This is a genomic window from Kurthia senegalensis (assembly GCF_000285595.1).
Taxonomy (GTDB): Bacteria; Bacillota; Bacilli; order Bacillales_A; family Planococcaceae; genus Kurthia; species Kurthia senegalensis.
In genome coordinates this window covers 513270-534434 of record NZ_HE611064.1, presented here as the reverse complement: position 1 = coordinate 534434, position 21165 = coordinate 513270, and the positions used below count along the sequence as shown (strand labels likewise).

Genomic DNA, 21165 nt, shown 5'->3' with positions numbered 1-21165 from the left:
AAGTGCTAATTCAAAGGGAGCTGCGAACTTAGACAATGAAGTATTCAAAAAAAGAAAGACAAAAATTGTTGAAGCAAACGATTGAGGATAATCCTTTTATTACGGATGATCAACTGGCAGAGAAGTTTTTTGTGAGTGTTCAAACGATTCGATTAGATCGAATGGAATTATCTATCCCAGAATTACGTGAACGTATTAAAGACGTTGCGGCACATAATTTTGAAAATGAAGTAAAAACCTTACCAATCGACGAAGTCATCGGAGAGATTATTGATATCGATCTAGATGAAAGAGCACTGTCAATTTTTGATGTTACGACAGATCACGTTTTCCAACGTAATGGCATTGCACGAGGTCATCACTTATTTGCACAAGCAAACTCTTTAGCGGTTGCTGTCATTGACGATGACTTAGCTTTGACTGTAAAATCTGAATTATCATTTACACGTCCTGTACATGCAGGAGACCGCGTAGTGGCAAAAGCAGTTGTAACAGGTCGTGGTGACAATAATCGTACATTTGTAACCGTATCATCATCAGTTAATGGTACGACAGTGTTTACAGGCGAATTCGAAATGTATCGTACGAAAGGTAAAGGTGAACAATAATGAAATTTGCAATTGATGGTATGGGTGGCGACAACGCCCCGAAGGAAATTATCGAAGGTGTGTTATTAGCACTGAACGAATTTAAAGACCTTGAAGTTGTATTGTATGGTGATGAAGAAAAAATGAAACCGTATTTACAAACGCATGAACGTTTACAAGTTGTGCATTGTTCAGAAGTGATTGAAGGAACAGATGAACCGGTACGTTCAGTACGTCGTAAAAAAGACGCTTCGATGGTTCGTATGGCGCAAGCTGTAGCGGACGGCGAAGTAGATGCTTGTGTATCTGCAGGGAACACAGGTGCTTTAATGGCTGCTGGTTTGTTTATTGTCCATCGTATTGATGGAATCGATCGCCCGGCATTATCAACGACTTTACCGACAATGGACGGTGCAGGGGTTGATATGTTGGACTTAGGTGCCAATGCAGATGCTAAACCAGAAAACTTATTGCAATATGCAATTATGGGGAGCATTTATGCGAAAGAAGTTCGAGGAATTGAAAATCCAACGGTTGGCTTGTTGAATATCGGTACAGAAGATAAAAAAGGGAATGATTTAACGAAACACGCATTTGCTTTATTAAAAGACGCACCGATTAACTTTATCGGGAATGTGGAATCGCGTGAATTATTAAATCATGCCGCGGACGTCATCATTACAGATGGCTTTACAGGTAATATGGTATTAAAAACAATCGAAGGTGTAGCAGGCTCTATTTTCACGCTTTTAAAAGAACAGTTAATGTCGTCTACGAAAACGAAAGTTGCCGCGATGATGATTAAACCGAACTTAAAAGAAATTAAAAATAAAATGGACTACTCTGAATACGGCGGTGCTGTACTGTTTGGTCTAAAAGCGCCTGTTATTAAAGCACACGGTTCTTCTGACGCAAAAGCATTCTTTAGTGCGATTCGCCAAGGAACGAAGATGGTTGAACATCACGTGTGTGCAACGATTGATTCTACGATTTCAAAGGAGAATTAATATGACAAAAATCGCTTTTCTATTTCCGGGTCAAGGTTCTCAGCACGTTCTAATGGGAGCTGAATTATTAACGAATGGTTTTGAACAGTTTTATGCCGATGCGGATCAAGCTCTTGCATATCCACTGTCAAAATTAATGTTAGAAGGTCCAGAAGAAGAGCTTACACTTACATACAATGCGCAACCCGCGTTATTAACTACAGGTGTACTCGCAGCAAAACAATTACAACGAGCAGGTATTCAACCGCAATTTACAATTGGACATAGCCTCGGGGAATATGCGGCACATGTCGTATCCGGTGTGATGTCATTTGAAGAAGCGCTTCAAATCGTTCACAAACGTGGAACGTTTATGAATGAAGCGGTCCCAGCAGGGCTAGGTGCGATGGCGGCTATTTTAGCGCTTGATGAGCAACAGCTTCAAGACATTACGACAGCAGTAATGGCTGAAACGGGTGAAGTTGTACAACTTGCGAATTTGAACTGCCCAGGTCAAATTGTTATTTCTGGTACGAAGAAAGCGGTGGAAGTCGCTTGTGAGCGTGCGAAAGAAGCGGGAGCACGTCGCGCGTTGCCGTTGAATGTAAGTGGACCTTTCCATTCGGAATTAATGAAACCAGCTGCTGAAAAATTAAAAGCAGCACTTGATGCAGTTACGCTGAAAGAAGCGACAATTCCAGTTATTGCGAACGTTACAGCCAAACCTGTAACGAATCCAAGCGAAATTGAGGCATTGCTCGTAGAACAATTGAGTGCGCCGGTTCAATTTGAAAAATCAATTCGTGAATTGCTTGCACAAGGGGTCGATACGTTCATCGAATGTGGACCCGGAAAAGTATTAAGCGGTTTAGTTAAAAAAGTAGATCGCAGCGTAGCGATTTACAACGTTAGTGATGAAGCGACACTACAAAAAGTAGTAGAAGCATCGAAGGAGTGGGCATATGAGTAAAACAGCAATTGTCACAGGATCTTCTCGTGGGATAGGACGTTCGATCGCATTGAAATTAGCAAAAGAAGGCTATCAAATCGTCGTAAACTACAGTGGCTCAGAACAACGTGCTCTTGAAGTAGTAGAAGAAATTAAACAGCTAGGCTCTCAAGCAATCGCTGTTCAAGCGAATGTCAGTGATGCGGACTCAGTTAAAAACTTAATTGATACGACATTAGAACAGTTCGGTACGATTGATGTGCTCGTAAACAATGCGGGTATTACACGCGACCGATTGTTAATGCGTATGAAAGAAGATGACTGGGATGCGGTAATCGACACGAATTTAAAATCTGTGTTCTTATGCACGAAAGCTGTTGCACGTCCGATGATGAAACAACGCTCAGGACGCATCGTTAACGTAGCATCAGTCGTTGGGATTATCGGAAACGCAGGTCAAGCGAATTATACCGCATCAAAAGCGGGTGTCATCGGTTTCACGAAAACGACGGCTCGCGAATTAGCTTCACGAAATATTTTAGTGAATGCAGTCGCACCAGGTTTCATTGAAACAGAAATGACGGATGAAATCCCAGAAGAATTACAAAAAGGAATGCTTGCTCAAATTCCATTGAATGCATTCGGTAAACCGGAACATATCGCAGACGTCGTTCACTTTTTAGTAAGCGATGCGAGCCGTTATATGACAGGCCAAGTGTTGCATATCGATGGCGGCATGGTCATGTAATGAAAACATGATATTTATCATTATTCGTCTTTCTAGAAAGATGCTATACTAATTTAGAAAAAGACGCAGATCATTTTCATTGAGAGGAGGTGTTTTTTGTGGCTACAGTACTAGAACGCGTATCTAAAGTTGTCGTTGACCGTTTAGGTGTTGACGAAACTGATGTAAAACCAGAAGCTTCATTCCGTGATGATTTAGATGCTGATTCATTAGATGTTGTTGAATTAGTAATGGAATTTGAAGAAGAATTCGACATGCAAATTGCAGACGAAGAAGCTGAAAAAATTCAAACAGTTGGTGATGCAGTAAAATTCATCGAAGCAGCTTTAAACAAATAAGCTGAACTGTTTTTATACTTAATATAGAAATGTTGCAACAAATGGAATGTTTCTTTACTTAAAACCGTGCTATGAGCGCGGTTTTATTTTATTTTCAGGCGGTAATAGAATGTTTTTATAGTAGGGTGTAGTGGTTTTTATACTTTGCACATTGACGCATAAAAAGGTACACTACTATGGAGTACTAATTTAGTAAACTAAGAAGGTTGATGAAACGATGAAAATCGAAGAACTATCAAAGAAAAATGGCGCAATACCAGAACAAGCTCGTTCTAAATTTGAAGAATTACAAAATAATTTAGGCTTACATTTCACGAATAAAAATGTATTGTACAATGCATTTACGCACTCTTCATACGTGAACGAACACCGTCGTAAACAATATGAAGATAATGAACGTCTTGAGTTTTTAGGCGATGCCGTGTTAGAGCTAACTGTTTCTAAGTTTTTATTCCTTAAATTCCCTAAAATGACGGAAGGTCAATTGACAAAATTGCGTGCGGCAATCGTTTGTGAACCAGCCCTTGTTATTTTTGCGAACGAATTGAAATTCGGCGAATTCGTATTGCTAGGCAAAGGGGAAGAAAATACAGGCGGTCGTGAACGTCCAGCATTACTTGCGGACTGTTTTGAAGCATTTGTCGGTGCTTTATATTTAGACCAAGGTTTAGAAACAGTTGTAGGCTTCTTGGGTAAAGTTGTATTCCCGAAAGTTGAGCTCGGTATGTTTTCAGATGTAATGGACTTCAAGAGCCAATTACAAGAGCTTGTCCAACAAACAAGTTCAGGTTCATTACAATATGCGATTGTAAAAGAAAATGGCCCAGCCCATAAACGTACATTCGTATCACAAGTTATTTTAAATGATGTAGTAATTAGTGAAGGTCATGGGAAATCAAAAAAAGAAGCTGAACAAAAAGCCGCCCAAATTGCCATTCATACACTTACGAATAAAAAAGATTAATTAGGGGGGATTCAATTGTTCCTTAAACGGCTTGAAGTGATTGGGTTCAAATCTTTTGCCGACCGTATTGGTATTGACTTTGTACAAGGCGTAACCGCTGTTGTCGGACCAAATGGTAGTGGGAAAAGTAACGTCATCGACGCCATTCGTTGGGTGCTCGGTGAACAATCGGCGAAATCACTACGTGGTGCAAAAATGGAAGATGTCATTTTTGCAGGAAGTGATTCACGCAAACCGCTTAACTTTGCAGAAGTAACATTAATCCTCGATAACGAAGACGAACGTTTGCCACTTGCATACAATGAGGTAAGCGTTTCTCGTCGTGTATACCGTTCTGGAGAAAGTGAATTTCTTTTAAACAAACAAACGTGCCGTTTAAAAGATATTACGGATTTATTTTTAGATTCAGGATTAGGGAAAGAAGCTTTTTCAATTATTTCTCAAGGTCGAGTGGACGAAATTTTAAATAGTAAGCCCGATGACCGTCGTGCGATTTTTGAAGAAGCAGCAGGCGTTTTAAAATATAAAAAACGTCGTAAAAAAGCGGAACAAAAATTGTTCGAAACAGATGATCATTTAAATCGTGTGTTAGATATTTTACATGAATTAGATGAACGAATGGAGCCGCTGAGCATTCAAGCAGCGAAAGCCGAAGATTATGTGTCGATGACGAAAGAATTGACAGACATCGAGATTGCGGTATTAATTCATGATATTGAAGAAGTGGACGAGGCATTCACAAAGCATAACGTGCAAAAAAGTACTCTTTCTGAACAGGAAAATGCACGTCGTGTAGCTGCCGAAAACCTACAACAACAATTAAACGATTTAAGAGAGCAATTGCAACAAATCGATCATCAATTAGACGTTGAGCAAGCAGAACTTGTCGATGTTAGTTCAGATGTAGAACGTTTTGAAGGACGTAAAGCACTGTTAGCAGAAAAACGACAAAATATGTCGACGCAAGTAGCGACAATCCAAAAAACAATTGAAAATGCGACGCAAAAATGTGCGCAATTAATTGAATTAAAACACGTTCAAGAACAACAATTAGCGGAGCGCAATGAAGAGTTTAAACAAATTCGAGCATCCGTGAAGCACTTGTCGACGAACTTAGACCGTTCAACAGACGAAATTGAAAAAGAAATTGAATCGTTGAAAAGCGTATACATCGATCGTATGAATGAGCAAGCAACGCTCAAAAATGATCGGAAGTACGTGGAAAGACAGAAAGAACAATTACGACTTCAATCGACGAAAAGAACGTCTGAGTCGGGCGAGATGCGCGTTCAATTAAAAGAGGCACAAGTAACGAAGCATCAATTAGAAACACGCTTACAACAAGTGTCAGACGATGTAGAAGTGCGTTTGACAGATTATAAACAATCTCAAGAACTATTGAAGAAAACACGCAATGAGTACCAAAGAAAACGCGAAATGCTTTTCGAAGGCTATCATCAGTTAAAAACGATGCAAGGACGTAAAGAAACACTTGCTGAAATGTCTTCTAATTTCGAAGGATTTTATAAAGGACCTAAAATGATTTTACAGGCGCGTGATGAAAGCCGTATTACGGGCATTCACGGAGCGGTTGCGGAAGTCATTCAAGTACCATCTCCATATGCGACTGCAATTGAAACGACTTTAGGTGCGACAGCACAGCACATTATTACGGAAACGGATCAGCATGCGAGCAAGGCGATTCAATATTTACGCCAACATCAAGGCGGCCGTGCAACGTTTTTACCGAAAAACATTATGAAAGCTCGTTCTATACCTGCTGAGATGCTCTCGAAAGTACAAGGGCATCCAGCCTACATAAATACAGCAGATCAACTCGTTGAAGTGGATCCAGCCTTTTCAATTATCGTGAAAAATTTATTAGGTCACGTCATTATTGCGAAAGAGTTGGAAGGTGCGAAAGCGATTGCGAATGCATGTCACTATCGCTACCGTGTCGTGACGCTTGACGGGGACGTTGTTAATGCGGGTGGTTCGATGACAGGTGGTTCTACGAATAAACAGAATCCTGTATTTAGCCGCAAAGCAGAATTAGAACAATTAATCATAAATGTAGACAACATGCAACAAACGATTTTACAAGCAGAAAATGTCGTGAAAACGTTAGAAAAACAAGTCGGTCAACACGAAGCGAAAGTAGAGCAATTACGTAGTGAAGGGGAAGATGCTAAACAACTTCAATATCGTTTAGAAATTGAATTGAAAGCAGCCTCTGAAACAGAGAAACGTCTCAACCAACAAGTGATGTTAGTCGATACAGAACGCCAAGATGGTACGTCACAAGCAGACCATCTCGTTGCGGAAAGCGAAAAGCTTCAAAAGCGATTAGGTGAAGTGGAAAAAGAATTGCTTGAACTGAACGATCAAATTGAACAGCTCACTGTATTGAAAGTGAAGAGCGTATCTGAAAAAGATGCACTTCAAAGTCAATTAGCAGATCAACGTGCTGCGCAAGCGGTAAAAGCAGAGCAAGTCATTCATTTGCAAACACAAGTCGATAGTTTACAAAAGCAATTAGAAGAAGCTGAAAAAATCGTGGCAGACCAGACGAAAGAACGCGATTGGTTATTGTCTGATCATGGCGACGAGAAGCTTTCTGAAAACGAATTAGTAAAACAAATCGATACGTTGAAACAACGTCGAGATGTATTGCAAACGTCTATTGCAAATGCTAAACAACAACGTAGCGTATCACAAAGAGCTATTCAAGAAACGGATCAAGCGTTGAAAGAAGAACAACGTATCCATTTAGGTATTTTAAATGGGATTCGCGATTTAGATGTAAAAATGAATCGTTTAGATGCGAATCGTCAACATTACGAAAAACAATTGATGAACGCGTACAATTTAACGTTCCAAGAAGCTTTACTCGAAGAAGCAATCGATATCGAAATCGATGTTGCGCGCCGTAAAGTGAAATTATTACGTCAATCCATTGAAGAACTTGGGGACGTTAACGTCTTAGCGATTGAAGAATATAAAAATGTGTCAGAACGCCATGAATTTTTATCTACGCAAAGAAGTGATCTTCTTGAGGCGAAAGATACGTTACATGAAGCGATTCGTGAAATGAATGAAGAAATGGTGACGCGATTCGAAGAAACTTTTACGTCTGTTCGTGTTCATTTCCAAGAAGTATTCCGTGAACTATTCGGTGGTGGGAAAGCAGATTTACTACTTCTCGAACCAGATAATCTTTTAGAAACAGGCATCGAAATCGTGGCACAACCACCAGGCAAAAAGTTACAAAGCTTAAGTTTATTATCAGGTGGGGAGCGTGCGTTAACAGCGATTGCATTGTTATTCGCGATTTTAAAAACACGTCCTGTCCCATTTTGTATTTTAGATGAAGTAGAAGCGGCACTCGATGAAGCAAACGTTGCACGCTATAGCCAATACTTGAAAAAATTTAGTGATGATACACAGTTCATCGTTATTACGCACCGTAAAGGTACGATGGAGGGCGCGGATGTCTTGTATGGTATTACGATGCAAGAATCGGGCGTTTCTAAACTCGTTTCGGTGAAATTAGAACAAGAAATTTCCTAAAAGGAGCAAGCAAACTATGGGCTTTTTACAACGTATGAAACAAAAGCTAATGGGGAAAGAACAAGAAAATGAGCAACAAGATGCCCCTTTAGTAGAAGAAATAGAAGGTGATGTGACGAAATCTGAAGAGGATCAAGTCGCATCAGAGCAAACAGAGCAAGTAGTAGAACAACCTGAACTTCAAGAAGAAGTTGTAGAACAAGTAGAAGAACGAAAAGAAGAACAAGGAGATGTTCCAGAATCGGTCGTTACAAAGCCGACTGAACAAGCTTCTCCTGCTGTAGTAGAAGAGGCTCTTGAAGACGAAGCTGAAGAAACACAAGCAGAAGAGAAAAAAACATCTTGGTTCTCACCAGCAGCGATTACAGAAAAATTCAAGCACGGTCTTGAAAAAACACGTAACTCTTTTGCTTCAAAAGTAAATGACCTCGTTGCACGTTATCGTACAGTAGACGAAGATTTCTTTGAAGAATTAGAAGAAGTGTTATTACAAGCCGATGTTGGCTTTGAAACGGTTATGAAGCTAATTGACGAACTTGAAATGGAAGTAAAGCGTAAAAACATTAAAACAACGGATGGCATTCAAGCAGTGATTTCTGAAAAACTTGTTGAAATTTACGAACAAGGTGAGAAAGATATTACAGAATTGAACATGCAACCAGCAGGTGAATTAACAGTTATTTTATTCGTAGGTGTTAACGGTGTTGGTAAAACGACAACAATCGGTAAACTAGCACATCGCTTCGAACAAGAAGGCAAAAAAGTGATGCTCGCTGCAGGGGATACGTTCCGTGCAGGTGCGATTGACCAACTCCAAGTTTGGGGCGACCGCGTCGGTGTGGAAGTCGTTAAACAATCGGAAGGCTCAGACCCAGCAGCGGTAATGTACGATGCGATTAACGCAGCGAAAAACCGCCATGCCGACGTCTTGATTTGTGATACAGCAGGTCGTCTTCAAAACAAAGTAAACTTAATGAACGAGCTTGAAAAAGTTCACCGTGTCATTGAACGCGAAGTACCTGGTGCACCGCATGAAGTGCTTTTAGCGCTTGATGCAACGACAGGGCAAAACGCTTTAGTACAAGCGAAGACATTTAAAGAAGCGACGAAAGTAACCGGAATCGTGTTAACGAAATTAGACGGAACAGCAAAAGGCGGAATCGTTTTAGCTATTCGCAATCAATTACACATTCCTGTGAAATTTGTCGGTCTAGGTGAACAAATGGATGATTTACAACCGTTTGATGCAGAACGATACGTATACGGATTGTTTGCAGACACGTTAGATGATCAATTAAAAGACTTAGACGATAAATAATGCATCGCTCTTTTATAAAAAACCTGAAATCACTGCATATGGATTTCAGGTTTTTTTGTAAAAAAATCGTCGATTACACGACGTGGTTCGCACCATTTTTAAAGCGTATAAACCCTCATAAGACAAGGGGTTTACCTTGACAGAATGAGTGATTTTCTTATATGATACGTTGGAATATGTATGTAAAGGAGAGGTTATGTATGTTACTTGAAAAGACAACACGTATGAACTTTCTCTTTGATTTTTATCAAGCGCTTTTGACAGAAAAGCAACGTAGTTATATGCAACTGTATTATTTAGATGATTTATCACTAGGTGAAATTGCTGAATCCTATGGAGTATCTCGTCAAGCTGTATATGACAATATTCGTCGTACAGAGGCGATGCTTGAAGAATACGAGGAAAAACTTCAGCTTTTATCTAAGTTTAAAAACAGACAGCAAATTGTTGCCGATTTAACGACAGCTATTGATGCAGATTCTTCAAGAGAAGAAGTTATGCGTTATATTGAACAATTGAAACAATGGGATTAGGGGGCGACCACTATGGCATTTGAAGGCTTATCAGAAAGACTCCAAAGTACGATTGCCAAAATTAAAGGAAAAGGGAAAGTTACCGAACAAGACGTTAAAGTTATGATGCGTGAAGTTCGTTTCGCTTTAATTGAAGCCGATGTTAACTTAAAAGTTATTAAAAAATTTGTAAAATCAGTAAGTGAACGTGCTGTTGGTTCAGATGTTATGCAAAGTTTAACACCAGGACAACAAATTATTAAAATCGTTCAAGACGAATTAACGAATTTAATGGGTGGTGAACAATCACCGGTTAAATTTTCAACGAGACCACCAACGGTTATTATGATGGTCGGTTTACAAGGTGCTGGTAAAACGACGACTACAGGGAAACTTGCGAACGTTTTACGTAAAAAGTACAACAAAAAACCATTGCTCGTTGCAGCCGATGTGTATCGACCAGCAGCAGTTAAACAATTGCAAACATTAGGAAACCAATTGTCGATTCCTGTATTTGAAAAAGGGACGGACGTTTCACCAGTAGAAATCGCGCGTGAAGCAATTGAATTTGCAAAAGAAGAACATCACGACGTTGTCATTATTGATACGGCAGGTCGTTTGCATATTGATGAAACATTAATGCAAGAATTGAAAGATATTCGTGCAATTAAAGAACCGGACGAAGTATTTTTAGTCGTCGATGCGATGACAGGTCAAGATGCTGTGAACGTAGCAGAAAGCTTTAATGAAGCGGTAGGCATTACGGGCGTCGTATTAACGAAATTAGACGGTGATACACGTGGTGGTGCGGCACTATCAATCCGCTCAGTAACAGAAAAACCAATTAAATTTGTCGGTATGGGTGAGAAGATGGATGCGTTAGAGCCATTCCATCCAGAACGTATGGCACAACGTATTTTAGGTATGGGTGACGTATTAACATTGATTGAAAAAGCGCAAGCGACAGTCGATCAAGAGAAGGCAAAAGAATTAGAAGAAAAATTCAAAACGCAAAGTTTCACGTTTGACGATTTCTTAGATCAAATGAGCCAAGTGAAAAAAATGGGTCCATTAGAAGACATCATTAAAATGATTCCAGGTATGAATAAAATGAAAGGTCTCGATAAAATGAACTTCGATGATAAACAAATTAATCATATCGAAGCAATCATTCAATCGATGACGGTGGCAGAACGTACGAATCCAGAAATCATTAATGCGAGTCGTCGTAAACGTATTTCAAAAGGATCAGGTCGTTCTGTTCAAGAAGTGAACCGTTTAATTAAACAGTTTGACGAAATGAAGAAAATGATGAAACAGATGACAGGTCTTACATCATCTTCTAAGAAGAAAAAATTCAAGTTACCAGGCATGGATTCATTATTTAAGATGTAGTTTTTGCTCGATTTAATGAGTGAAAAATAGGGATTGTGACGTATTTTTACTTGTTAAGAAAAAATACTTTACAAACACTTGAAATCTTATGAAATATCCTGTAAAATTACCTGTGTTAAGAAAAAACACTTTACAAACAATCGAAAGCTTGATATTATACTATCTTGTGTGAAACTTATTCGGAGGTGCAAAGAAAAATGGCAGTAAAAATTCGCTTAAAACGTATGGGTGCTAGAAAAGCTCCTTTCTACCGTGTCGTAGTAGCTGACTCACGTTCTCCACGTGACGGTCGTTCTATCGAAACAATCGGTACATTCAATCCATTAACTTCTCCTGAAGAAGTTAAAATTGACGAAGAAAAAGCATTAGCTTGGTTAGCTCAAGGTGCTAAACCATCTGATACTGTTCGTAACTTGTTCTCAAAACAAGGTATCATGGCTAAATTCCATGAATCAAAATTAGGTAAATAATTTTACCTTTAAATAATCGGGGGTGGCAATGTGAAACAACTGATTACAACAATTGTGAAACCGTTAGTCGATTTTCCAGACGATATTCACGTTATGGTGGAAGAATCTGAACATCGCATCGTTTATAAACTTGCTGTTAATCCAAAAGATATCGGTAAAGTTATAGGTAAACAAGGGAGTGTTGCGAAAGCAATACGAACAATTGTTTATTCTGCTGCGAGCAGCCACCAGATGAAGAAGACATACGTCGAAATCATAGATTAGCGAAAAAGGAGGGAGCATTAGTTCCTTCCTTTTTTGTTGTATATACGAAAAAAGAGGTGTAAATAAATGAATTGGTACAATGTAGGTAAAATCGTAAACACACACGGTATTCGTGGTGAAGTACGTGTCATTTCACAAACGGACTTTCCAGAAGATCGTTATGAAATCGGAACGAAACTAGGAATCTTTGCTCCTGGAGCGAAGCATCCGACACTCGTTGTTATTAAAACAGCGCGTAAACATAAAAACTTTATTTTATTATCTTTTGAAGGCTATCCAAACATTAACGATGTTGAACAATTCAAAGGCAGTGTGCTAAAAGTAAATGAAAACTATTTAGCTGAACTTGAAGAAGATGAATTTTACTACCATGAAATCGTTGGCTGTGACGTATTTGACGAAGAAGGCAATGAAATCGGTAAAATTAAAGAAATCTTTGAAACAGGCGCAAACGATGTTTGGACTGTCAAAGGGGTAGACGGTAAAGAGCATTACTTACCCGTTATTTATGAAGTAATTAAAGAAATCGACGTTGAAAACAAACGCGTCACAATTGAATTGATGGAAGGTTTATTATCATGATGAATATTCAAGTGCTGTCATTGTTCCCAGACATGTTTGAAGGCGTATTCGGTTCATCTATTATGAAAAAGGCTCAAGATAAAGGGGCTGTTCATTTCGATGTAACGGATTTCCGTGCATTTTCAAATAACAAACATAACCAAGTGGATGATTATCCATATGGTGGCGGTGCAGGAATGGTGTTAAAACCGGAACCTCTTTTTAATGCAGTAGAAGCATTACAAGAAGAAGGAAAAAAACCACGTATTATTTTAATGTGTCCACAAGGAGAACGTTATACGCAACAAAAAGCAGAAGAACTTTCTCAAGAGGAAGATTTGATTTTCTTATGTGGTCATTATGAAGGTTATGATGAACGTATTCGTGAACATTTAGTAACCGATGAAATTTCAATTGGGGACTTCGTGTTAACAGGTGGCGAACTTGCTGCTATGACGGTAATCGATAGTGTTGTTCGTCTAATTCCAGGTGTACTTGGACAAGAAGATTCACACATTAATGATTCATTTTCAACAGGCTTATTAGAGCATCCTCACTATACGCGTCCAGCGGATTTTAGAGGCATGAAAGTGCCAGACGTATTAATGTCTGGTAATCATGCAAAAATCGCTGAGTGGCGCGATGAGCAGTCTTTAAAACGCACATTTGAACGCCGTCCAGATTTATTGGAGCATATTGAATTAAACGATCAGCAATTAACGTATTTACGTTCAATTGGTTATAAAAAATAATAGAGGCGACAAGGAAAGAGTCTTGCCACATGAGCATGACTATGCTAATATTTAAAGTGCATTTCTAAAAGAGATGCCGTATTACGGTGTTCCGCTGTAGCAACCATTAAGTGACCTATAAGAGCATCTGTCAAAGGAGAACATAAACATGTCAAACATTATTGCAGAAATTACAAAAGAACAATTACGTACTGATATCCCAACTTTCCGTGCTGGTGATACTGTATCTATCGACGTTAAAGTTGTCGAAGGTACTCGCGAACGTATCCAAAAATTCGAAGGTGTTGTTATCAAACGTCGTGGTGGCGGTATCAGCGAAACTTTCACTGTTCGTAAAATCTCTTACGGTGTAGGCGTTGAACGTACATTCCCAGTAAACACACCAAAAATTGCATCACTTAAAGTTACTCGTCGTGGTAAAGTACGTCGTGCTAAATTATACTACCTACGTAACTTACGTGGTAAAGCTGCTCGTATCAAAGAAATTCGTTAATTTCTTTTCACAAGCAAGAAGGAAGTGTAGAGCGTTTGCTCTACACTTTTTTCATGTCTACGACACCTTTAAGTAAACTTTGTGTCTAAAAGCCAATATAAGGTACAATAAGTAGTGTATTTACTAAGGGGGCGAACGAGATGGTGAAAAAAGAACAGAAAAAAGAAAAAAGTGAGTTATTTGAATGGATTAAAGCCCTAGCAATTGCTTTTTTCTTAGCCGTTATTATTCGTTTTGTTTTTTTACACCCATTGTCGTTGATGGCGAATCGATGATGCCAACGCTTCAAAATGGCGAGCGAATGATCGTCAATAAATTGGGTGGCATTCATCGTTTTGATATCGTCGTATTTCATGCACCTGAAAAGAAAGATTATATAAAACGCGTCATCGGATTGCCGGGTGATACGCTCGCTTATAAAAACGATCAGTTGTACATTAACGACCAAAAAGTAGCTGAGCCGTATTTAACCGCTTATAAACGTGAAATCGTAGATGGTGGCACGTTAACAGAAGATTTTACTTTAGAAGAATATACGAATTATAAAAAGATTCCAGCAGGCTATTATTTCGTTATGGGCGATAATCGTCGTAATAGTAAAGATAGCCGTTACATTGGATTGATTGAAGAAGAGCAATTCGTCGGTAAGGCGAAGATTGTTTTTTGGCCAATCGACCAATTTGGAACAGTTCAATAAGGAGAGAAAAAATATGACGATTCAATGGTTCCCAGGACATATGGCGAAAGCGCGTCGTCAAGTAACAGAAAATCTGAAACTTGTCGATATTGTTTTTGAATTAATTGACGCACGCTTACCGATGTCATCAAGAAACCCAATGTTAGACGAAATTATTCATCAAAAAAACCGCTTATTAATTTTAAACAAAGCGGATATGGCGGATGAAGTACAAACGAAAAAATGGATTGCGTATTTTGAATCAAAAGGACACCGTGCAATAGCAGTGAACTCACTCGATTCAAAGGGATTGAAACGCGTAACGAAAGCAGCGGAAGAAGTACTTGCTGAAAAATGGGAGCGTATGCGTAGCAAAGGCTTAAAGCCTCGTGCAATTCGCGCGATGATTGTCGGAATTCCGAACGTTGGGAAATCAACGATGATTAACCGTTTAGCGAAGAAAAATATCGCACGTACAGGGAATATGCCAGGGGTTACACGTTCTCAACAATGGATTAAAGTAGGGAAACAGTTAGAACTTCTTGATACGCCAGGAATTTTATGGCCTAAATTTGAGGACCCACGTGTCGGGTATAAATTAGCTGTAACAGGTGCAATTAAAGATGCCATTATGAATATGGATGATCTAGCTATTTTCGGACTGCAATTTTTAGAAGAGTATTATCCAAAACGCTTACACGAACGCTATCAAATTGAAGGATTAACAGATCCAATCGTTGGTACATTTGACCATATTGGACGTTTACGTCATATGAAATCTTCCGGTGGCGAAGTTGATTACGAAATGATTTCAGAACTAATTGTACGTGATATCCGAAATGAACATTTAGGCAAACTAACATTCGATTTCGTAGAGGATTTTGAGTAGTTTTTAATTTACCGACAATGCGATCATGCATTGTCGGCTTTTTTTCATTAAAAAACGGCATAATTGACCGATAAAATGAGGTATAGATGATGACAACAATTAAAGAAATTAAACAACGATTAGCGGAAGAACTTTTGTGGCAACCATGGATGGAAGAATTAAAAAAAGATGAACGTGCAGGGGTGCAAAATGCATTGAAAACATGGCATCGTGCGAAGCAAAAACGAGACAATTTACAACGCGAACATGAAGAGAAACTAGCCTTTGATGCATCGTACCGCGTAGACGCAACGAGCCACGTAGCCGGTACAGATGAAGCAGGTCGTGGACCGTTAGCAGGGCCCGTCGTAACAGCGGCTGTCATTTTACCGAACGATGCGTGTGAACATCTCGTTGGATTGAATGATTCGAAGCAACTTTCAAAAGAAAAACGAGAATATTTTATTGCGAAAATTAATGAAACAGCGATTGCGACAGCGATTCATTTCCAATCTGCTGAAGTCATTGACGAAGTGAATATTTACGAAGCGACACGCTTATCTATGAAAGCGTCGATTGAGTCGTTGAAAGTGAAGCCAGATTACGTATTAGCGGATGCGATGAAGCTCGATATTGAACAACCTCAAAGCTCCATTATTAAAGGGGATGCGAAGAGTTTAGCGATTGCAGCAGCTTCGATTTTAGCGAAAACAGCACGGGATCATTACATGGAGCAAATGGATGAAAAATATCCAGGTTACGGATTTGGGCAACATGCAGGATACGGGACGAAACAACATTTAGAAGCGTTACAACATTTAGGAGTAACACCGATTCATCGTAAAACGTTTGAACCGATTAAAACGATGATTCAGAAAGGATGATTGGATGAACTTATCAGGTGTAAACGTACAGCAAGCACAGCAAACAAACGTTTTACAAAGTGTGGTATTAAAAGAAGGGCAAATTATGCATGGGACGATTAAGAAACTGTTTCCAGACCAAATGGCAGAGGTGCAAGTAGGAAATCAAAAAATGATGGCACGCCTTGAAACACCTTTAAAGGCCGGTGACGCACATTTCTTTCAAATTTCATCCACTTCACCTGATTTAAGTTTAAAAGTTGTCTCAGGACCTATTACGTCACAATCAGCGGCACAACAAGTGCAACAACTAATGACGAATATGAATTTGCCAGATTCTAAAGAAATGCGTCAAATCGTACAACACTTTTTGAAAAATGACGTACCGATGTCGAAAGAGCAATTAATACAAGCTGAACAAGTGTTGAAAACGACCAATGTTCCGAGAGAGCAAGCGCTCGCGGCGATGGAAAAAGTAATTCAATTAAAATTACCGATGAATGAGTCTTCACTACAAGCAATCGTTCAAGGAAATGCAAAAACGGGGTTCCAAAATAGTTTGCAAAACTTACAGCAAGCGATTCAGCAAGATGTGACGTTGTCAGCTAGTTTGAAACAAACGTTATTAAACAACTTAATGCAATTACAAAAGCCACTCGCTTTAGAAAGTGGTGCGGCGATTTTAGGGAATAGTATGCGTGCTTTAAATGATGCGACGACATCGGCTTCGATGAAACAAACGATACTCGGTCTTTTAAAAGAAGCGAATGTGTTACCTCAAAATGCGAATCTTATGAACTACGTTGCGAACGCTTCAAGAAAAACTGATGCGAGTCCGTCGCTCACTGTACAACAAAGTTTGCAACAGCTTCAAAATAACCCATCGAATAAACAAGCACAACAACAAATGCAACAAGCTATCTTGAACCATACAGGGTTAATGGCGACTGCAAAAGAATCGTTGTTAGCGGATTTGGCACGTGTACAACTTTCCTCGACAGCGAAGTTTATGAACGCATTAACGAAAGCGACGACATCGGCACTTTCGACGGCGGTGCCACAAACGGTTGCGCAAGCATTGAGTGGGCTCGTACAAGGGAAAAACCCAAGTTCGCAACAGCTTCAAAATTTTCAAGTAACCGTTCAACAAGATCCACAGTTAACGACGGCACAAAAACAAGAAATCTTATCTCAAATGCAGCCGCTTATGGCGAATTCAGCTTCTAGTGAAACGATTCAACAAACGTTGAAAGGTGTACAACAACAGCTCCTGCAATTTTACGGAGAACATACGGGGAAACAAGCATTTCAGACAGGGAATGAACAGCAGTCTGCGAAGTTAAATACATTACAACTTTTAGGTGTTGCACCGCAACAAATGGATGATGTCTTGCAGAAATTAACGTATGAAGCGGCAAAAAGCTCGAATGTTATAGTACAACAATTATTACAACAGGCAGAAGGACAACTGGAACAGCAAGCAAACGGAAAAGCATTTGAGTCGATTTTACGCCATACACTGCAAAGTTTAGGGTTAAATTATGAAGCAGATTTAGCGAATAAGTTAACCGATAAAGACCAATTACAGCAACAGCTGAAACCGCAATTAATGGCTCTTTTGCAAGATGAAAGTGGAAATGTGACGACGAAACATGCTGCAGAACAACTCGTTGCAAGAATGAACGGCATGCATTATTTATCTGGAGAAAATGGTCCGCAGCATCAGTTGATTATGCAAGTCCCATTAGAGTTTTTCGGTAAGAAAACAGATGCGACTTTGCAATGGAATGGGACGATGAAAGAAAACGGGAAAATTGATGCCGATTATGCGCGTGTTATGTTTTATTTAAATTTAGGTGCGTTGAAAGAAACGATTATCGACATGCACGTGCAAAGTCGTGTCGTAAACGTTACAATTTACAATGAAAATGAGCAACTAGCGCCTTTAATAGAACCGTTGAAAGTGACTTTAAGCAAGGGATTAGAAGCGCATCAATACCAGCTGTCTGGTGTAGCATTAAAGCCGTATGAACGAGAGAAAAATGTCGTCACACCAACGCTTCATGCAACAAATTCAGACGGTCAAGGAGGCGTAGATTTACGCATATGACGGAACAAGAAAAAAGACAAGAAGCCGTCGCACTTCAGTTTAATCCTGCGAGTAACGCGGCACCTAAAGTGATTGCGAAAGGGAAAGGCAAAATTGCCGAAAACATATTGGAACAAGCGAAGCTTCATGACGTACCAATACAAGAAGATCCTTCACTCGTTCAATTATTAGGTCAATTGGATTTGAATCAATCGATTCCGGAAGAATTGTACCAAGCAGTGGCAGAAGTTTTTGCCTTTATTTACCGATTAGATAAAACGTATGATACATTTAAGAAATAAATCCGCTAGATTTCAACGTGCGAAATCTAGCGGATTTTGTGTCTAAAGAAGAAATTTATAACGAATATAAAAGATATTGTAATATAAAGCATAGACATGTCAGAATATTTTTATTACAATATAGAAGTACAAACAAGTTGTATAAAGAGATGGGAGGAAGTTTCATGAATATCCATGAGTATCAAGGGAAAGAAATTCTTCGTCAAAATGGGGTAAAGGTACCGAAGGGTTTTGTTGCATTCTCACCGAAGGAAGCAGTCAAAGCAGCAAAAGAGTTAGGTACTGAAGTAATTGTCGTAAAAGCACAAATTCACGCTGGGGGGCGTGGTAAAGCGGGCGGTGTTAAAATTGCGCGTAGTGTAGACGAAGTAGAAGCCTATGCAAAAGAACTTCTAGGAAAAGTATTGGTGACACATCAAACAGGTCCAGAAGGAAAAGAAATTAAACGCCTTTACATAGAGGAAGGCTCTAATATTGAAAAAGAATACTACGTTAGTTTACTCGTAGACCGCGCGACATCACGCGTGACGTTAATGGGGTCTGAAGAAGGCGGCATGAATATTGAAGAAGTCGCTGAGGAAACGCCAGAGAAAATTTTCACAGAAGTAATTGATCCAATCGTTGGTTTAACTGGATTCCAAGCGAGACGTCTTGCATTTAATATTAATATTCCGAATAATTTGATAAATAAAGCTGCAGCCTTGTTCCAAGGTTTATATGAGACGTTTATCGAGAAAGATGCATCAATCGTGGAAATTAATCCTCTCGTTGTGACAAAAGAAGGTGAAGTCGTCGCGTTAGATGCGAAATTCAACTTCGATGGCAATGGTCTATATCGTCATCCAGACGTTATCGAATTAAGAGATTACGAAGAAGAAGATCCGAAAGAAATTGAAGCATCTAAGCATGATTTAAGCTACATTCCACTAGACGGTTCAATCGGCTGTCTCGTAAATGGTGCAGGCCTTGCGATGGCAACGATGGATACGATTGGATACTACGGCGGTAGTCCAGCAAACTTTTTAGACGTTGGTGGTAGCGCAACGGCCGAAAAAGTAAAAGAAGCATTTAAAATTATCCTTTCAGATGAACACGTAAAAGGCATTTTCGTCAATATTTTTGGTGGCATCATGAAGTGTGATATTATCGCTGAAGGTGTCGTTGCAGCTGCGGCTGAACTCGGTTTAACAGTTCCGTTAGTCGTTCGTTTAGAAGGAACGAATGTCGACTTAGGTAAAGAAATTTTACGTACATCTGGTTTGAACATTACGGCAGCTTCTTCTTTAGCTGATGGCGCACAAAAAATCGTTGAGTGTGTAGGATAAGAAAGGGTGGGTTTACATGAGTATTTTCATTAATAAAGATACGAAAGTGTTAGTTCAAGGAATTACAGGTTCTACTGCACTTTTCCATACGAAGCAAATGTTAGAATACGGTACGAAAATTGTAGCTGGTGTTACACCAGGTAAAGGTGGTACAGAGGCTGAGGGTGTACCCGTATTTAATACAGTTAAAGATGCTGTAGATGCAACAGGTTGTAACGTATCGGTTATTTACGTACCCGCTCGTTTTGCTGCAGATTCGATTTTAGAAGCGGTTGAAGCGGAACTTGATATGGTTATTTGTATTACAGAGCACATTCCAGTACTTGATATGGTACGTGTGAAACGTTATATGGAAGGTAAGAAAACCCGTTTAATCGGACCAAACTGTCCAGGTGTCATTACGGCAGATGAGTGTAAAATTGGTATTATGCCAGGATACATCCATACGAAAGGTCACGTCGGCGTCGTTTCTCGCTCAGGTACATTAACATATGAAGCGGTACATCAATTAACAGCAGCAGGTATCGGTCAAACGACAGCTGTTGGTATTGGTGGAGACCCAGTAAACGGTACGAACTTTATCGATGTCCTAAAAGAATTTGAAGCAGATCCAGAAACACTAGGCGTTGTGATGATTGGTGAAATTGGCGGTACAGCAGAAGAAGAAGCGGCAGAATATGTGAAAAATCATATGACGAAACCGGTCGTTGCATTCATCGCTGGTCAAACAGCACCTCCAGGAAAACGTATGGGTCATGCTGGTGCGATTATTTCAGGTGGTAAAGGAACGGCGGAAGATAAAATTGCGGCTTTAAATGCAGCAGGTATTCATGTTGCACCAACGCCTTCAACAATCGGAGATACGTTTATTGAAGTCGTAAAAGAACGTGGTATTTATGACCAAGTGAAAACGCATGCAGAGAAACAAAACGTTTAATTTGGAAAATAATTACAAATTATGTATGATGAGATGTAGCAGAACTTGCTACATCTTTTTTATATAGAAGGGAAGTTAAAAATGAACGATTTGAAACGACGTAATATGTTATTAGCCCTCCATTATATTCATCCTGTACCACTATCAAAACTCGCGATACTTTTTACGAATATGCCTCTCCTAGAACTTCTTCCGAGT

At 39.4% G+C, this 21165-nt stretch carries 21 protein-coding genes and 1 pseudogene; all 22 read left to right on the top strand.

Annotated elements, in window-relative coordinates:
* Positions 1–35 precede the first annotated feature (35 nt).
* The 22 genes and pseudogenes from fapR (at position 36) to sucD (ending at position 20967) form a co-directional block, all read left to right on the top strand.
* A complete protein-coding gene (fapR, locus tag KSHG_RS03005; RefSeq protein WP_010301629.1) occupies positions 36–608 on the top strand; it encodes a transcription factor FapR in 573 nt (190 codons plus the stop codon).
* Positions 608–1594 (top strand): phosphate acyltransferase PlsX, encoded by a 987-nt coding sequence (plsX, locus tag KSHG_RS03000; protein WP_010301628.1) that lies wholly within the window; start codon positions 608–610, stop codon positions 1592–1594. Before fapR ends, plsX begins: the two co-directional genes overlap by 1 nt.
* A gap of 1 nt (position 1595) precedes the next feature.
* A complete protein-coding gene (gene fabD, locus KSHG_RS02995) occupies positions 1596–2543 on the top strand; it encodes an ACP S-malonyltransferase (protein ID WP_010301627.1) in 948 nt (315 codons plus the stop codon).
* Positions 2536–3270 carry a 3-oxoacyl-[acyl-carrier-protein] reductase gene (gene fabG, locus KSHG_RS02990; RefSeq protein ID WP_010301625.1) on the top strand — a complete coding sequence of 245 codons (735 nt, stop codon included), beginning with the start codon at positions 2536–2538 and terminating at the stop codon, positions 3268–3270. Before fabD ends, fabG begins: the two co-directional genes overlap by 8 nt.
* Positions 3271–3368: 98 nt before the next feature.
* Complete coding sequence (locus KSHG_RS02985; protein ID WP_010301624.1) at positions 3369–3608, top strand: acyl carrier protein; 240 nt, start codon at positions 3369–3371, stop codon at positions 3606–3608.
* A gap of 217 nt (positions 3609–3825) precedes the next feature.
* Positions 3826–4572: a ribonuclease III gene (gene rnc, locus KSHG_RS02980; RefSeq protein WP_010301619.1), complete on the top strand. Its 747-nt coding sequence runs from the start codon at positions 3826–3828 to the stop codon at positions 4570–4572.
* 15 nt (positions 4573–4587) lie between these two features.
* A complete protein-coding gene (smc, locus tag KSHG_RS02975; protein WP_010301616.1) occupies positions 4588–8142 on the top strand; it encodes a chromosome segregation protein SMC in 3555 nt (1184 codons plus the stop codon).
* Positions 8143–8158: 16 nt separating this feature from the next.
* Positions 8159–9460 carry a signal recognition particle-docking protein FtsY gene (ftsY, locus tag KSHG_RS02970; RefSeq protein WP_010301613.1) on the top strand — a complete coding sequence of 434 codons (1302 nt, stop codon included), beginning with the start codon at positions 8159–8161 and terminating at the stop codon, positions 9458–9460.
* Positions 9461–9660: 200 nt separating this feature from the next.
* Entirely contained in the window at positions 9661–9993 is a 333-nt protein-coding gene (locus KSHG_RS02965; protein WP_010301610.1) for a putative DNA-binding protein, read from the top strand.
* 12 nt (positions 9994–10005) lie between these two features.
* Positions 10006–11367 carry a signal recognition particle protein gene (gene ffh, locus KSHG_RS02960; RefSeq protein WP_010301607.1) on the top strand — a complete coding sequence of 454 codons (1362 nt, stop codon included), beginning with the start codon at positions 10006–10008 and terminating at the stop codon, positions 11365–11367.
* Positions 11368–11564: 197 nt separating this feature from the next.
* A complete protein-coding gene (gene rpsP, locus KSHG_RS02955; protein ID WP_010301604.1) occupies positions 11565–11837 on the top strand; it encodes a 30S ribosomal protein S16 in 273 nt (90 codons plus the stop codon).
* Between the two features lie 30 nt (positions 11838–11867).
* Positions 11868–12101, top strand: a complete 234-nt coding sequence (locus KSHG_RS02950; RefSeq protein ID WP_010301601.1) for a KH domain-containing protein — start codon at positions 11868–11870, stop codon at positions 12099–12101.
* Between the two features lie 66 nt (positions 12102–12167).
* Positions 12168–12683, top strand: coding sequence for a ribosome maturation factor RimM (gene rimM, locus KSHG_RS02945; RefSeq protein ID WP_010301598.1), 516 nt, complete (start codon positions 12168–12170; stop codon positions 12681–12683).
* Positions 12683–13414: a tRNA (guanosine(37)-N1)-methyltransferase TrmD gene (gene trmD, locus KSHG_RS02940; RefSeq protein WP_010301595.1), complete on the top strand. Its 732-nt coding sequence runs from the start codon at positions 12683–12685 to the stop codon at positions 13412–13414. The genes rimM and trmD overlap by 1 nt, the downstream gene beginning before the upstream one ends.
* Positions 13415–13562: 148 nt before the next feature.
* On the top strand, positions 13563–13907 hold the full coding sequence (rplS, locus tag KSHG_RS02935; protein WP_010301592.1) for a 50S ribosomal protein L19: 345 nt from the start codon (positions 13563–13565) through the stop codon (positions 13905–13907).
* A gap of 140 nt (positions 13908–14047) precedes the next feature.
* A pseudogene (lepB, locus tag KSHG_RS15995) lies at positions 14048–14604 on the top strand (signal peptidase I).
* Positions 14605–14617: 13 nt separating this feature from the next.
* Positions 14618–15472, top strand: coding sequence for a ribosome biogenesis GTPase YlqF (ylqF, locus tag KSHG_RS02925; protein WP_010301587.1), 855 nt, complete (start codon positions 14618–14620; stop codon positions 15470–15472).
* A gap of 89 nt (positions 15473–15561) precedes the next feature.
* A complete protein-coding gene (locus KSHG_RS02920) occupies positions 15562–16335 on the top strand; it encodes a ribonuclease HII (protein ID WP_010301584.1) in 774 nt (257 codons plus the stop codon).
* Between the two features lie 4 nt (positions 16336–16339).
* Positions 16340–18424: a hypothetical protein gene (locus tag KSHG_RS02915; protein ID WP_010301581.1), complete on the top strand. Its 2085-nt coding sequence runs from the start codon at positions 16340–16342 to the stop codon at positions 18422–18424.
* Positions 18421–18705, top strand: a complete 285-nt coding sequence (locus KSHG_RS02910) for an EscU/YscU/HrcU family type III secretion system export apparatus switch protein (protein ID WP_010301579.1) — start codon at positions 18421–18423, stop codon at positions 18703–18705. Before KSHG_RS02915 ends, KSHG_RS02910 begins: the two co-directional genes overlap by 4 nt.
* 164 nt (positions 18706–18869) lie before the next feature.
* Positions 18870–20030, top strand: a complete 1161-nt coding sequence (gene sucC / locus KSHG_RS02905) for an ADP-forming succinate--CoA ligase subunit beta (RefSeq protein WP_010301575.1) — start codon at positions 18870–18872, stop codon at positions 20028–20030.
* A 16-nt stretch (positions 20031–20046) separates the two neighbouring features.
* The gene (gene sucD, locus KSHG_RS02900; RefSeq protein WP_010301571.1) at positions 20047–20967 is read left to right on the top strand and encodes a succinate--CoA ligase subunit alpha; all 921 of its coding nucleotides are present in this window, start codon (positions 20047–20049) and stop codon (positions 20965–20967) included.
* Positions 20968–21165: the final 198 nt, after the last annotated feature.